Annotated in this window: 12 protein-coding genes and 1 pseudogene; 11 read left to right on the forward strand and 2 right to left on the reverse strand. The window is 73.3% G+C overall.

Annotation, left to right across the window (positions count from 1 at the left end; all coding sequences use genetic code 11):
* The 11 genes and pseudogenes from KDN32_RS21965 to KDN32_RS23585 form a co-directional block, all read left to right on the forward strand.
* Positions 1-780 carry a TIGR03084 family metal-binding protein gene (locus KDN32_RS21965; RefSeq protein ID WP_211734874.1) on the forward strand — a complete coding sequence of 260 codons (780 nt, stop codon included), beginning with the start codon at positions 1-3 and terminating at the stop codon, positions 778-780.
* Entirely contained in the window at positions 777-2,486 is a 1,710-nt protein-coding gene (locus KDN32_RS21970; protein ID WP_211734876.1) for an acyclic terpene utilization AtuA family protein, read from the forward strand. Before KDN32_RS21965 ends, KDN32_RS21970 begins: the two co-directional genes overlap by 4 nt.
* Positions 2,483-3,715: an acyl-CoA dehydrogenase family protein gene (locus KDN32_RS21975; RefSeq protein WP_307854290.1), complete on the forward strand. Its 1,233-nt coding sequence runs from the start codon at positions 2,483-2,485 to the stop codon at positions 3,713-3,715. The genes KDN32_RS21970 and KDN32_RS21975 overlap by 4 nt, the downstream gene beginning before the upstream one ends.
* 52 nt (positions 3,716-3,767) lie before the next feature.
* Positions 3,768-4,238 carry an SRPBCC family protein gene (locus KDN32_RS21980; RefSeq protein ID WP_211734878.1) on the forward strand — a complete coding sequence of 157 codons (471 nt, stop codon included), beginning with the start codon at positions 3,768-3,770 and terminating at the stop codon, positions 4,236-4,238.
* Between the two features lie 26 nt (positions 4,239-4,264).
* Positions 4,265-5,884 (forward strand): acyl-CoA carboxylase subunit beta, encoded by a 1,620-nt coding sequence (locus KDN32_RS21985; RefSeq protein ID WP_211734880.1) that lies wholly within the window; start codon positions 4,265-4,267, stop codon positions 5,882-5,884.
* Positions 5,881-7,860 (forward strand): ATP-binding protein, encoded by a 1,980-nt coding sequence (locus KDN32_RS21990; protein WP_211734882.1) that lies wholly within the window; start codon positions 5,881-5,883, stop codon positions 7,858-7,860. The genes KDN32_RS21985 and KDN32_RS21990 overlap by 4 nt, the downstream gene beginning before the upstream one ends.
* Positions 7,861-7,906: 46 nt before the next feature.
* Positions 7,907-9,067 (forward strand): acyl-CoA dehydrogenase family protein, encoded by a 1,161-nt coding sequence (locus tag KDN32_RS21995; RefSeq protein WP_211734884.1) that lies wholly within the window; start codon positions 7,907-7,909, stop codon positions 9,065-9,067.
* 80 nt (positions 9,068-9,147) lie between these two features.
* Complete coding sequence (locus tag KDN32_RS22000; RefSeq protein ID WP_211734885.1) at positions 9,148-10,356, forward strand: ScyD/ScyE family protein; 1,209 nt, start codon at positions 9,148-9,150, stop codon at positions 10,354-10,356.
* Positions 10,357-10,488: 132 nt separating this feature from the next.
* Positions 10,489-11,013, forward strand: a complete 525-nt coding sequence (locus KDN32_RS22005; protein WP_211734887.1) for a hypothetical protein — start codon at positions 10,489-10,491, stop codon at positions 11,011-11,013.
* 36 nt (positions 11,014-11,049) lie between these two features.
* The gene (locus KDN32_RS22010; protein ID WP_211734889.1) at positions 11,050-11,433 is read left to right on the forward strand and encodes an MmcQ/YjbR family DNA-binding protein; all 384 of its coding nucleotides are present in this window, start codon (positions 11,050-11,052) and stop codon (positions 11,431-11,433) included.
* A gap of 32 nt (positions 11,434-11,465) precedes the next feature.
* A pseudogene (locus KDN32_RS23585) lies at positions 11,466-12,050 on the forward strand (heparan-alpha-glucosaminide N-acetyltransferase domain-containing protein); the annotation flags it as partial.
* Positions 12,051-12,608: 558 nt separating this feature from the next.
* Here KDN32_RS23585 and KDN32_RS23470 read toward each other — a convergent pair.
* Positions 12,609-13,088, reverse strand: a complete 480-nt coding sequence (locus tag KDN32_RS23470) for a cupin domain-containing protein (RefSeq protein ID WP_211734893.1) — start codon at positions 13,086-13,088, stop codon at positions 12,609-12,611.
* A partial coding sequence (locus KDN32_RS22025; protein WP_211734895.1) for a VOC family protein occupies positions 13,085-13,508 on the reverse strand: 424 nt, incomplete at its 5' end. The genes KDN32_RS22025 and KDN32_RS23470, both read right to left, overlap by 4 nt.

Genomic DNA, 13,508 nt, shown 5'->3' on the forward strand with positions numbered 1-13,508 from the left:
ATGACCGACGTGCTGACCCAGGTGCTCGCCGACCTCGCCGCGGAGGGCGAGCGCCTCGACGCGCTCGTCTCCGGGCTCGACGAGGCCGGCTGGCGCACCCCGACGCCCGCGCCCGGGTGGGACGTCGCGACCCAGGTCGCCCACCTCGCGTGGACCGACGAGGTCGCGCTGAAGGCCGCCACCGACAAGGAGGCGTGGGACGCCGTCGTCCTCGGCGCGATCGCCGATCCCGAGGGCTTCGTCGACCAGCAGGCGCTCGACGTGGCCCGCGGCGCCGACCTCCTCGGTCGCTGGCGAGGCAGCCGGCAGGCGCTGCACGCCGCGCTCACGACGTACCCGAGCGGGCAGAAGATGCCGTGGTTCGGCCCGCCGATGTCGGCGACGTCGATGGCGACGGCCCGGCTGATGGAGACGTGGGCGCACAGCCTCGACGTCCACGCGGGCCTCGGCGCGGAGGTGGAGGACACCGACCGGATCCGGCACGTCGCCCACCTCGGTGTCCGGACCCGCGACTTCGCGTACGCCGTCCACGGGCTCGAGGCGCCCGCCGAGGAGTTCCGCATCGACCTCGTCTCGCCGTCGGGGGAGCAGTGGACGTGGGGCCCCGACGACGCCGCGCAGACGCTCACCGGCAGCGCCGGCGACTTCTGCCGGCTGGTGACCCAGCGGGTACACCGCGCCGACACCGACCTGGTCGCGACCGGCGCCGACGTCGACCGGTGGCTCGGGATCGCCCAGGCGTTCGCCGGCCAGCCGGGCGAAGGACGGGCGCCCCGGTGAGCGGAGTGGTCAGGATCGGCAACTGCTCCGGCTTCTACGGCGACCGGCTCTCCGCGATGCGGGAGATGCTGGAGGGAGGCGAGCTGGACGTCCTCACCGGCGACTACCTCGCCGAGCTCACCATGCTGATCCTCGGTCGCGACCAGATGAAGGACGCGAGCCTCGGCTACGCCCGTACCTTCGTCCGCCAGGTCGAGGACTGCCTCGGCCTGGCGCTGGAGAAGGGCGTGCGGCTCGTCGCCAACGCCGGCGGCCTCAACCCCACCGGGCTCGCCGACAAGGTCCGCGAGGTCGCCCGAGGCCTCGGGCTCGACCCGCAGGTCGCCCACGTCGAGGGCGACGACGTCCGCGCGCTGTCGTTCGACGGTGCGCTCACCGCCAACGCCTACCTCGGCGGGTTGGGCATCGCCGCCGCCCTGCGTGCCGGGGCCGACGTCGTCGTCACGGGCCGGGTCACCGACGCCTCGCTCGTCGTCGGGCCGGCCGTCGCCCACCACGGCTGGGACGCCACGGCGTACGACGCGCTCGCCGGCGCGGTCGTCGCCGGGCACGTCATCGAGTGCGGCGCCCAGGCGACCGGCGGCAACTTCAGCGGCTTCCTCGACCTGCCGCGGCGCGACCTGCCGCTCGGCTTCCCGGTCGCCGAGGTCGCCGCCGACGGCTCGAGCGTGATCACCAAGCACTCCGGCACCGGCGGGGCAGTCACCGTCGACACCGTCACCGCCCAGCTGGTCTACGAGATCCAGTCCACGCGCTACCTGGGTCCCGACGTCACGGTCCACCTCGACTCGGTGCGCCTCGAGCAGCAGGACGAGGACCGGGTGGCGATCTCGGGCGTCGTCGGCGAGGCGCCGCCGGAGCGGCTCAAGGTGTGCGTCAACGAGCTCGGCGGCTGGCGCAACGGCGTCGAGCTGGTGCTGACCGGCCTCGACGTCGAGGCCAAGGCCGCCTGGGTGCGCGAGCAGCTGACCCCGCGCCTGGCCGCCGAGGAGGTGGTGTGGTCGGAGGTGACGCCCCCGCCCGCCGACGCCGCGACCGAGGAGGCGGCCTCGACCCTCCTGCGCTGCACCGTCAAGGACCCCTCGCCCGACCCGGTCGGCCGCGTCTTCACCTCCGCCGTCGTCGAGCTCGCGCTGGCGTCCTACCCCGGCTTCACGATGACCGCCCCGCCCGGACCGGCCACGCCCTACGGCGTCTACCGCGCCGAGCTGGTCGACCGCGCCGACGTGACGCACACGGTCGTCCACGCCGACGGTCGGCGCGAGGTCGTCCCCGACCCGGTGGCGTTCACGCCCCCCACCGAGGCGCCGGGCGCCCGCCCCTCGCCGTACCCGGGGCGCCCCGACGTGCTCACCCGCCGGATGCCGCTCGGCACCTTCGTGCACGCCCGCTCCGGCGACAAGGGCGGTGACGCCAACATCGGCCTCTGGGTCGCCCACGACGGCGTCGACCGCGCGACCTACGACGCCCGCGTGCAGTGGCTGTTCAAGATGGTGTCGCCGCGCGGCATCGGCACGCTGCTGCCGGAGGCGGCCGACCTCGACGTCGAGGTCTGGCTGCTGCCGCACCTCGGCGCGGTCAACCTCGTCGTGCACGGCCTGCTCGGCCAGGGCGTCGCCGCCTCGACCCGCTTCGACCCGCAGGCCAAGGGCCTCGGCGAGTGGCTGCGCTCGCGGACGGTCTCGATCGAGAAGAGCCTGCTGTGATCACCGAGCAGGGGCACGCGAGGAACGAGCGTGACGCGTCGCGAGGGGAGATCGAGCAAGCCCCGCGGCCGAGGGACGAGGCCGCGACGGGCGCGTCGAAATCCGCCGAGCGGGAGGCGCTCGCCGCGACCGCGACCCGCTTCACCGAGCGCGAGGTCGTCCCGCACCTGCAGGAGTGGGAGGACGCCGGCGAGGTGCCGCGGTCGCTGCACCGCTCGGCGGGCGAGCTCGGGCTGATCGGCGTGGCCTTCCCGGAGGAGGTCGGCGGCAGCGGGGGCGACCTGCTCGACTCGGTCGCGATGCAGGAGGCGATGTTCGCCGCGGGCGCGTCCAGCGGGCTGATGGCCGCGCTGTTCACCGCCGGCATCGCGCTGCCGCACCTCTCCGCGACACGGGACCCCGACCTCGTCGACCGGTTCGTCCGCCCGACGCTGGCGGGGGAGACCATCGGGTCGCTCGCCATCACCGAGCCGGGCGGCGGGTCCGACGTCGCACGGATCACCACGCGAGCCGAGCGCGACGGCGACCACTACGTCGTCAACGGCGCCAAGACCTTCATCACCTCAGGCGTCCGCGCCGACTTCGTCACCACCGCGGTCCGCACCGGCGGCCCGGGGCACGGCGGCATCTCGCTTCTCGTCGTGGAGAAGGGCACGCCCGGCTTCACCGTCTCCCGGTCGCTGCACAAGATGGGCTGGCACTGCTCCGACACCGCCGAGCTGGCCTACGTCGACGTGCGGGTGCCGGCCGCCAACCTGGTCGGCGCCGAGGGCAGCGGCTTCGCCCAGATCGCCGAGCAGTTCGTCGTCGAGCGGATCGCGCTGGCCGTCCACGGCTACGGCATCGCGGCACGCGCGCTGGACCTGGCCGCCGCCCACGCCCGGGACCGTACGACGTTCGGGCGCCCGCTCGCGGCGAACCAGTCGGTCCAGCACGTGCTGGTCGAGATGCGCCGCCAGGTCGAGGTCGCCCGGACCTACACCCGCCACGTCGCGGCACGCCACGTCGCGGGAGAGCTCGTCATCGCCGAGGCGTGCCTGGCCAAGCAGACTGCCGTCGACTGCGCGGCCTTCGTCTGCGACCGGGCCGTCCAGCTGTTCGGCGGCTCCGGATACATGCACGGGACCGAGGTCGAGCGGCACTACCGCGACGCCCGGCTCCTGCCGATCGGCGGTGGCGCGGACGAGGTGCTCCGCGACCTGGCCGCCCGGCTGATGGGGTACTGCTGATGGGTTTCGTGACAGGACGTCGTCCTTCCTCAACCACCGATATGGAGAACTGATGATCAAGCTGCCGTCGCTGGGTGACGAGGTGTCGGTCTGGATGGACGCGACGCCCGCGGAGGTCTGGGACCTGGTGAGCGACGTGACCCGGATCGGGGAGTTCAGCCCCGAGACCTTCGAGGCGAAGTGGACCCGCGGGTCGACCGGGCCGGAGGTCGGGGCGTACTTCGCCGGGCACGTGAAGCGCAACGGCGTCGGCCCGACGTACTGGTCGCCGTGCCGGGTGACCGCCTGCGAGGTCGAGAAGGTCTTCGAGTTCGCCGTCGGGACCGACGCGATCACCGTCAACAACTGGGGCTACCGGCTCGAGCCGAAGGACGGCGGGACGCTCGTGACGGAGTACTTCCGGATGGAGCCGTCGCTGTTCACCCGCGTCTACTGGACGCTGCTCGGTGCGCTGCGCGGGCGCACCAACCGCAACGGGATGCGGACCACGCTGGAGCGGATGAAGGCGGTGGTCGAGCAGTGAGCGCACCCTCGGCGAACAGGACGGCGATGCTCGAGAAGCTCGCCGACCTCGACGCCCAGCACGCGGTCGCCGTGGCCGGCGGCGGGGAGAAGTACGTCGACCGCCACCACGCCCGCGGCAAGCTGACCGCGCGTGAGCGGATCGAGCTGCTCGTCGACCCCGGGTCGGCGTTCCTCGAGCTGTCGCCGCTCGCCGGCTGGGGGTCGGACTTCACGGTCGGCGCGTCGGTGGTGACCGGCATCGGTGTCGTCGAGGGTGTGGAGTGCCTGATCAGCGCCAACGACCCGACCGTCAAGGGCGGCGCGAGCAACCCGTGGACGGTGAAGAAGATCTTCCGCGCCTCCCAGATCGCCGAGGAGAACCACCTCCCGACGATCTCCCTGGTCGAGTCCGGCGGCGCCGACCTGCCGACGCAGAAGGAGATCTTCATCCCCGGCGGCAAGCTGTTCCGCGACCTGACCCGAGCCTCAGCGCGCCGCCAGCCCACCATCGCGCTGGTCTTCGGCAACAGCACCGCCGGCGGGGCGTACGTCCCCGGGATGAGCGACTACACGGTCTTCGTCCGCGGCGGCGCGAAGGTGTTCCTCGGCGGTCCGCCGCTGGTGAAGATGGCGACCGGCGAGGAGTCGGACGACGAGTCGCTGGGCGGCGCCGAGATGCATGCGCGCGTCTCCGGCCTCGCCGACTACCTCGCCGAGGACGAGCACGACGCGATCCGGATCGGGCGGCGGATCGTGGCCCGGCTGAACCGGGGGAAGCCCGCCAACGGGCGTGCTCGAGCGGACACATCTCCGCCTGACGCACGCCATGGCGTGCGCCTAGCGTCGACGAGGGTGTCCCAGTTGCCCTTCGCGGAGCCCGACGAGGACCCCGAGGGCCTGCTCGACCTCGTCCCCACCGACCTCAAGGAGCCATTCGACCCGCGCGAGGTGATCGTGCGCGTCGTCGACGGGACGAGCGAGCGCAACGGCCGGCCGTTCGACGAGTTCAAGCCGCTCTACGGCACCTCGCTCGTCACCGGCTGGGCGCAGCTGCACGGCCGCCCGATCGGCATCCTCGCCAACGCGCAGGGCGTGCTGTTCAGCGAGGAGGCACAGAAGGCGACGCAGTTCATCCAGCTCGCGAACCAGTCCGACACCCCGCTGCTGTTCCTGCACAACACCACCGGCTACATGGTCGGCAAGGACTACGAGCAGGGCGGCATCATCAAGCACGGCGCGATGATGATCAACGCGGTCTCCAACTCCACCGTCCCGCACCTGAGCGTGATCATGGGCGCGTCCTACGGCGCCGGCAACTACGGCATGAACGGCCGCGCCTACGACCCGCGGTTCCTCTTCACGTGGCCTTCCGCCAAGTCCGCGGTGATGGGCCCGGCCCAGCTCGCAGGGGTGCTGTCGATCGTCGCGCGCGCCGCCGCGGAGGGGAAGGGACAGGCCTACGACGAGGAGGGTGACGCCGGGATGCGCGCCATGGTCGAGGCGATGGTGGAGGAGCAGTCCCTGCCCTACGCGCTGTCCGGGATGCTCTACGACGACGGCGTGATCGATCCTCGCGACACCCGCACGGTGCTTGCAATCTGCCTCAGCGTCATCGAGAACGCGCCGTTCCAGGGCGCCGACGGGTTCGGGGTGTTCCGTCCATGATCTCCAGGCTCCTGGTCGCCAACCGCGGCGAGATCGCCCGCCGCGTCTTCGCCACCTGTCGCAGGCTCGGCATCGAGACCGTCGCGGTCCACTCCGACGCCGACGCGGGTCTGCCCTTCGTCACCGAGGCCGACGCCGCCATCCGGCTGCCCGGGAACGCGCCCGCGGACACCTACCTGAAGGCGTCGGAGGTGGTCTCCGCGGCGCAACGCGCGGGCGCCGACGCGGTCCACCCGGGCTACGGCTTCCTGTCCGAGAACGCCGACTTCGCCCGCGCTGTGATCGACGCGGGCCTCACCTGGGTCGGACCGCCGCCCGGGGCGATCGAGGCGATGGGCGACAAGGTCCGGGCCAAGGAGATCGCCGAGAAGGCCGGCGTACCGGTCCTGTCGGCGCCAGCGGCACCGACCGAGGCCGACCTGCCGCTGCTGGTCAAGGCCAGCGCCGGCGGCGGCGGCCGCGGGATGCGGGTCGTACGCTCCCTCGACCGGCTCGACGCGGAGATCGAGGCCGCACGCGCCGAGGCGCTCTCCGCCTTCGGCGACGGCACCGTCTTCGTCGAGCCCTACGTCGAGGCCGGGCGCCACGTCGAGGTTCAGGTCTTCGCCGACGCGCACCATGCCGTCGCGCTCGGCACCCGCGACTGCTCCGTGCAGCGACGTCACCAGAAGGTCGTCGAGGAGGCGCCCGCACCGGGACTGCCCGCACAGACCGAGCGGGCGATGTGCGAGGCAGCCGAGCGGCTCGCCGCCGACATCGGCTACCGCGGCGCCGGCACGGTCGAGTTCCTCCACGACCCGGCCACCGACCGGTTCTTCTTCCTCGAGATGAACACCCGCCTCCAGGTCGAGCACCCCGTCACCGAGCTGGTGACCGGCCTCGACCTGGTCGAGCTGCAGGTCGCGGTCGCCGAGGGGCGGGAGGTCTCAGGGCTCGTCGCTGGCGCTCCTCGCACCTCGACCACCGAGGACCGGGCCGGCCACGCGGTCGAGGTCCGGCTCTACGCCGAGGACGCCGCGTACGTCCCGCAGAGCGGGCGGCTCGTGACCTTCGAGATCGACCACGACGTCGCGTTCGGGCTCGTCGGCCGCGATCGCGGGGTCCGGGTCGACAGCGGCTTCGGCTCCGGTGACGAGGTCTCGACCTTCTACGACGCGATGCTCGCCAAGGTCGTCTCGTGGGCGCCGACCCGCGAGCAGGCGGTCCGCCAGCTCGTCGCGGCCCTGCGCCGCGCCCGGGTCCACGGCGTGACGACCAACCGCGACCAGCTGGTGGAGATCCTCACCGACCTGGTCTTCGTCGCCGGGGAGATGACGACGACCTGGCTGGAGTCGCGTCCGATTTCCGCTGAGTCTCCCGGAGACTCACCTGCGACGGAGCGGACGAGCGTCGTCGCGGCAGCACTGATGCTGGCCGCCGACGACGCGGCGCGGCGTACGGTCCAGCAGGGTGTGCCCGCCGCCTGGCGCAACGTCACCAGCCAGCCGCAGCGCACCACCTTCGAGGGCCACGACCCGGTCGAGTGGTGGGGCACCCGCGACGGCTTCGTCATCGACGGGGTCACCGTGCTGGAGGTCTCGCCGACCCACGCGCGGCTGGAGGTCGACGGCGTCACGACGCAGACGCGCGGACACATCTGCGCCGAGCGCCCCGGTGCCCCGCGTGAGGTGTGGGTCGACGGACCACTTCTGTCCGCGCGCCTACGCGAGGTGCCGCGCTTCACCGACCCCGCCGACGCAGTCGCGAGCGGCTCGCTGCTCGCGCCGATGCCGGGCACGGTGGTCAAGGTCGCGGTCGAGGCGGGGGACACCGTGTCGGCCGGCGACCCGGTCCTGGTCCTGGAGGCCATGAAGATGCAGCACACCGTGGCCGCGCCGCACGACGGCGTGGTCTCGCGGATCGACGTCGAGCCCGGGGCGCAGGTCGCGTCCGGGGAGGTCCTCGCCGTCGTCGAGGAAGCGCCCACCGCTGGTTGAGGAGGTCGCGCAGCGACCGTCTCGAAACCCCTATCGAGGAGCAAGGATGTCGAACTTCACCGAGTCCGAGGAGCGCCAGGAGCTCCGGCGCCAGGTCGCCCGGCTGGCCTCCGGCTACGGCCGCGACTGGTTCGTCGAGCGCGCCCGCTCCGGCGAGAAGACCACCGAGCTGTGGATGGAGATCGCCAAGGCCGGCTACCTCGGCATCAACGTCCCCGAGGAGTACGGCGGCGGTGGCGGCGGCATCGGCGACGTGGCCGCCGTCTGCGAGGAGCTCGCCGCCCAGGGCTGCCCGCTGCTGATGATGGTCGTCAGCCCGGCGATCTGCGGGACCGTGATCGCGCGCTACGGCACGGAGGACCAGAAGCAGCGCTGGCTCCCCGGCATCTGCGACGGCACCGCGACGATGGCGTTCGCGATCACCGAGCCCGACGCCGGCACCAACTCGCACAACATCACCACCACGGCCCGTCGCGACGGCGACTCGTGGGTGCTCAACGGCCGCAAGGTCTACATCTCCGGCGTCGACGAGGCAGCGAACGTGCTCGTCGTCGCCCGCGCCGAGGACGCCCGCACCGGCAAGCTCAAGCCCTGCCTCTTCGTGGTCCCCACCGACGCGCCCGGCTTCGAGTTCACCGCGATCGCGATGGAGATCGTCAGCCCGGAGAAGCAGTTCCAGGTGTTCATCGACGACGTCCGGCTGCCGGCCGACGCGCTGGTCGGCGACGAGGACGGCGGGCTGGTGCAGCTCTTCGCCGGGCTCAACCCCGAGCGGATCATGGCCGCGTCGTTCTCGACCGGGCTCGCGCGTCACGCGCTCGGCAAGGCGGCGGCCTACGCGAAGGAGCGCACCGTCTTCCAGGCGCCGATCGGCGCCCACCAGGCGGTCGCCCACCCGCTCGCGACGGCCCACATCGAGACCGAGCTGGCCCGGCTGATGACCCAGAAGGCGTCCGCGCTGGTCGACGCCGGCGACGACCTCGCGGCGGGGGAGGCCGCCAACATGGCCAAGTACGCCGCCGCCGAGGCCGCCGTCCACGCCGTCGACGCCGCGGTGCAGACCCACGGCGGCAACGGCATCACCCAGGAGTACGGCATGGCCGGGCTGCTGGTCGCCGCACGGGCCGGCCGGATCGCGCCGGTGAGCCGGGAGATGATCCTCAACTTCGTGGCGATGCACAGCCTGGGGCTGCCCAAGTCCTACTGACCCCCCATATTGGGGGGTGGACCCGCCCGCGGTCGCGGCGAAGGGTGGTCGGGACCCATTCCCGACCACTCGGACTCGCCATGGAACTCTCCACCACCCGGGTCCGCGGACGACGCCACGCCGCCGGCGGATCACTGCTCACCCTCGCCCTGACGGGCGCCCTCACCCTCGCACCCGGCGCGGCCTCGGCCGACGGCCACGGCCACCACGGGCACCACCCGTCGCCGCCGGACGGGCCGATGGTCGTCGCGACCGGGCTCGACAACCCGCGCCAGCTCTCGTTCGACGACGGCGTCCTCTACGTCGCCGAGGCCGGCACCGGCGGCACGGAGGCGTGCCAACCCGGCCCGGAGGGCGGCGACGTCTGCTTCGGCCAGACCGGCGCGGTGACGCGGATCGGTCGTGGGGGCCAGGAGCGGGTCCTCGAGGGCCTGCCGTCGATCGCCGCCCCCGACGGCAGCGCCGCGATCGGCCCGAGCGACGTGTCGGTCCACGGCGGCTGGTACGCCGTCCTGGTCGGCCTCGGCGCCGACCCGTCGGCCCGCAGCGCACCCGGCGCCCCGGCGTACGCACCGATGCTCGGCACCCTGCTCGGTGGCCGGCTCGACGACCACAGCGGCAGGCACGGCGGCCACGCGCGGCACGACGCGGGTCCGCGCGTGATCGCCGACGTCTCCGCGCACGAGGCCGCGGCCAACCCCGACGGCGCGCAGGTCGACTCCAACCCGGTCGGGCTGGTCCGCGCCCGCGGCGGCTGGATCGTCGCGGACGCCGGTGGCAACGACGTCGTGCGGGTCAACGACAGCGGCCGGATCGCCACGCTCGGGGTCTTCCCGACCCGGCTGGTGCCGCCGCCGCCGTTCCTCCCGCCGGGCGACATCCCGATGGACGCAGTCCCGACGTCCGCGGTCCGCGGCCCCGACGGTGCGCTCTACGTCAGCCAGCTGACCGGTTTCCCGTTCCCCGCGGGCGGCTCGACCATCTGGCGCCTGGTCCGCGGCGAGGCCCCGACCGTCTACGCCACCGGCCTCACCAACGTGACCGACCTGGGCTGGCGCGGTGGCCGGCTCTACGCCGTCCAGCTCGCCGACGACGGCCTGCTGGCGGTCCCGGAGGGTCAGCCGCCGTCGGGCTCGCTGCTGCGGGTCGACCCCGGCGGTGCCCACGAGGTCGTCGCCGACGACCTGGTCGCGCCCTACGGCCTGGCCTTCGCCGGCCACAGCGCGTACGTCAGCACGTGCAGCGTCTGCCCCGACGGCGGACAGGTCGTGCGCCTCCCGCTCCGCTGACCGTCATCTGAGGACGTCCTGCAGCTCGGGCCGCTCCCGGGGCCTGCAGGCCGTCCTCAGATTCCGGGACGGCCGGCGAGGCAGTTCCCCGGTTCCGTGGTGGCGACGACAGAGGTGCGCTTCACTGCCTCCATGACGCGACCGACCGTGCCGATGCGCGTGAGCCACGTGGTGGCCACCGCCCTCGTCGTCCCCGTCCTCCTGGGGAGCAGCTCGCCGGCCGGTGCGACCGCCGGCCCGGTGCCGTCGGGACAGGCCGCGGGTCGGCAGGCGGCGTGTCCTCCGACCAGCACCGACCCGGCGGACTTCCCGCGGTCGGTGCCGCTGCCCCGCGACGACTACACGGTCCGCGGCTACCTGGGGGTCGACTGCCGTCACCTCCTCGACCTGGCGATGGAGACCGACGACCTCGGTCCCGTGCAGGCCGACCTGGTGCGCCGGATGCGGGCGAAGGGTTTCCACGGCGTGACCTCGCGCAGCCGGATGGCCGAGGTGCCGACCGGACCCGGAGGCACCGAGCCCGAGGTGCGCGAGGAGTTCGTGGTCCGCGCCACCGGCCGCGGCCTCCGCGTGAAGGTCGACCTCGGCTTCGTCGGCGTCGCCCCGCGGTGGAGCGGGACCGCGCTGGTCAGGTACGTCCTCCGACCGCTGCGCTGAGGGTCGGCTGTCGGTCCGCGCTGGCAGGATCGGGCCGTGGCCCTCGCTGACCGACCGCTCGTCCCGGAGGAGTGGGTGCTGCGCATCGACGAGGTGCTCGGTGCTCTGCCTCGCTGCGCCCAGGAGCAGGCCTGGACCGGCACCCGGTGGCGCGTCGGCGGCGCGACGGTCGCCCACGTCTTCGGCGGCGAGGACCAGGTGTTCCGGATCACCTTCCGCGGCGAGCCCGACGAGGTGGTGGCCTTCGAGCACCTCGGCCACCCCTACTTCCGCTCCGGTTGGGGCGGCAACGTGATCGGGCTGGTCCTCGACGAGGAGGCCGGGATCGACTGGGACGAGCTGGGCGAGCTGCTCACCGACTCCTACTGCCTCCAGGCGCCCGCACGCCTCGCCGAGCAGGTCCCGCGTCCCGGCACCTGAGTCCCGCTGGGACGCCCGGGCAGGATGGGGTCATGACGAGCGCGTCCGGCAGCCGCCTCGTCGGTCTGGACGTCGCCCGGTGCCTGGCCCTGCTGGGCATGGTCGCCACCCACGTGCTCGCCCCGCGCGGGGACGACGGCGACCTCACCACCCTCCAGTGGCTGGCCGGCGGACGCGCGTCGGCGCTCTTCGCGGTCCTCGCCGGGATCAGCCTGGCCCTGATGACCCACCAGCCGCTGCGAGGGCGGCTGCTCGCCCTGCGGTCCGCCGGGATCGTCGCGCGGGCCGCGCTGATCGCCCTCCTCGGACTGGCGCTCGGCGGTCTCGACACCGGGATCGCGGTGATCCTCACCTACTACGGCGTGCTGTTCGTCCTCGCGCTGCCGTTCACCCTGCTGCGCCTCCGGATCCTCGCGCCGCTCGCGGTGGCGTGGGTCGTGGTGGCGCCGGTGGTGTCGCACGTGGTCCGTCCGCACCTGCCGGAGCGCGGCTTCGACAGCCCGACCTTCGCGCAGCTCGGCGACCCGGGGCAGCTGGCGGGCGAGCTGCTGCTCACCGGCTACTACCCCGCGTTCCCCTGGCTGGCCTACGTCCTCGTCGGCCTGGTCCTCGGCCGCCTCGACCTGCGGGACACCACGCTGGTCGGCGGCCTCGCGCTCGGCGGCCTCGGGACGGCCGTGCTCGCGACCCGCGTCTCGCACGCGTTCGTCGACCCGGCGGTGGCGTCGGAGAACGCCACCGGGATGTACGGCACGACGCCCACCGGCGGTGACTGGAGCTGGCTGCTGCTCGTCGCGCCCCACTCCGCGACCCCGTTCGACCTGGCCCAGACGATCGGCAGCGCGGTCCTCGTCATCGCGGGCTGCCTGCTCCTCGAGCGCCTGCTACCGCGGCCCGTGACCGCGGTGCTCGCCGTCGTCCTGGGCGCCGGAGCCGCCACCCTGACCCTCTACTCGCTGCACGTCGTGATGCGTACGCCGCAGGTGTGGCCATCGGAGGAGCCGTCGAGCTTCGGCCTGCACCTCGCCGTGCTCCTCGCGATCGGCGCGGGCCTGCGCCTGCTGCGGCTGCGCGGCCCGCTCGAGTGGGTCGCGGGTCTTCCGGTGCGGGCGACCCTGCGGGCCGCCCGCACCCCGGGGCCTGCCCGTGAGGGCGAGCCGGAGCGGTAGGGAGCCTCAGACCCAGGTGTTGTCGTGCTCGCGCATGAAGCGGTCGTAGTCGTCCTGGTCGAAGTCCCCGATGCCCGCGGCGAGCTGCTCGAAGTACGCCTCGCGCGGGGCGCCCGGCGCGAAGTGGAGCAGCATCTCGGCGGCGCCGTCCTCGTTGCGGAACCCGTGGACGCCGCCGGCCGGGACGTGGGCGAAGTCGCCGGCGTGCACCTTCACCCACTCCGTGCCGTCGTAGATCGTGACCGTGCCGTCGAGCACGTAGAACGACTCGGTGATGGTGCGGTGGAAGTGCGGGCCCGGCCCGCTCTCCGGTCCGGCGAACCGCCAGCGGTAGAGCCCGAACGTCCCGGTCGTCTCGCTGCCCTGGGCGAGGTAGAACACCTGGTTGCCGTTGGGGTAGACCACGGCCGGCGCGACGTCGCCGCGCACCACGTGCGCGGAGGCCTCGCCCGACTCGCCGTGGTAGATCGGCGGCGGATAGCTCACTGGGCGCTGGCCGCGTCGTAGGCGTCCTGCACCTCGGCCGGGCTGGCGGCGTTGGGCTGGCTGATCCGGACGTGGTTGCCGAACGGGTCGCGGATGCCGAAGTCGGTGCCGTAGGGCTGCTCGACCGGCTCCTGGGTGACCTCGACGCCGGCGTCGCGGAGCGAGGCGAAGGTCGCGTGGACGTCGTCGCTGGTCAGGAAGATGCCGCCGAGCGCGCCCTTGGTGACGAGCTCGCGGACCTGCGCGGCGGTGGCGTCGTCGTGCTGCGGCCCGCCGACGAGCTCGAGGAGCAGCGACGTGTCCTGCCCGGGGACGCCGACGGTGAGCCAGCGCATGAAGCCGAGGTCGATGTCGTCGCGGACCTCGAAGCCGAGGTGACGGGTGTAGAAGTCGAGTGCCTCGTCCTGGTCGAGGACCGGC

It is taken from the genome of Nocardioides palaemonis (assembly GCF_018275325.1).
In the GTDB taxonomy this organism is placed as follows: domain Bacteria; phylum Actinomycetota; class Actinomycetes; order Propionibacteriales; family Nocardioidaceae; genus Nocardioides; species Nocardioides palaemonis.

Bases quoted from the DNA above. Each gene is read 5' to 3' on its own strand.
- KDN32_RS21985 (WP_211734880.1), top strand. From the start codon at position 4,265: ATGCTCGAGAAGCTCGCCGACCTCGACGCCCAGCACGCGGTCGCCGTG.
- KDN32_RS21990 (WP_211734882.1), top strand. From the start codon at position 5,881: ATGATCTCCAGGCTCCTGGTCGCCAACCGCGGCGAGATCGCCCGCCGC.
- KDN32_RS21965 (WP_211734874.1), top strand. From the start codon at position 1: ATGACCGACGTGCTGACCCAGGTGCTCGCCGACCTCGCCGCGGAGGGC.
- KDN32_RS22005 (WP_211734887.1), top strand. From the start codon at position 10,489: ATGACGCGACCGACCGTGCCGATGCGCGTGAGCCACGTGGTGGCCACC.
- KDN32_RS22000 (WP_211734885.1), top strand. From the start codon at position 9,148: ATGGAACTCTCCACCACCCGGGTCCGCGGACGACGCCACGCCGCCGGC.
- KDN32_RS21980 (WP_211734878.1), top strand. From the start codon at position 3,768: ATGATCAAGCTGCCGTCGCTGGGTGACGAGGTGTCGGTCTGGATGGAC.
- KDN32_RS21995 (WP_211734884.1), top strand. From the start codon at position 7,907: ATGTCGAACTTCACCGAGTCCGAGGAGCGCCAGGAGCTCCGGCGCCAG.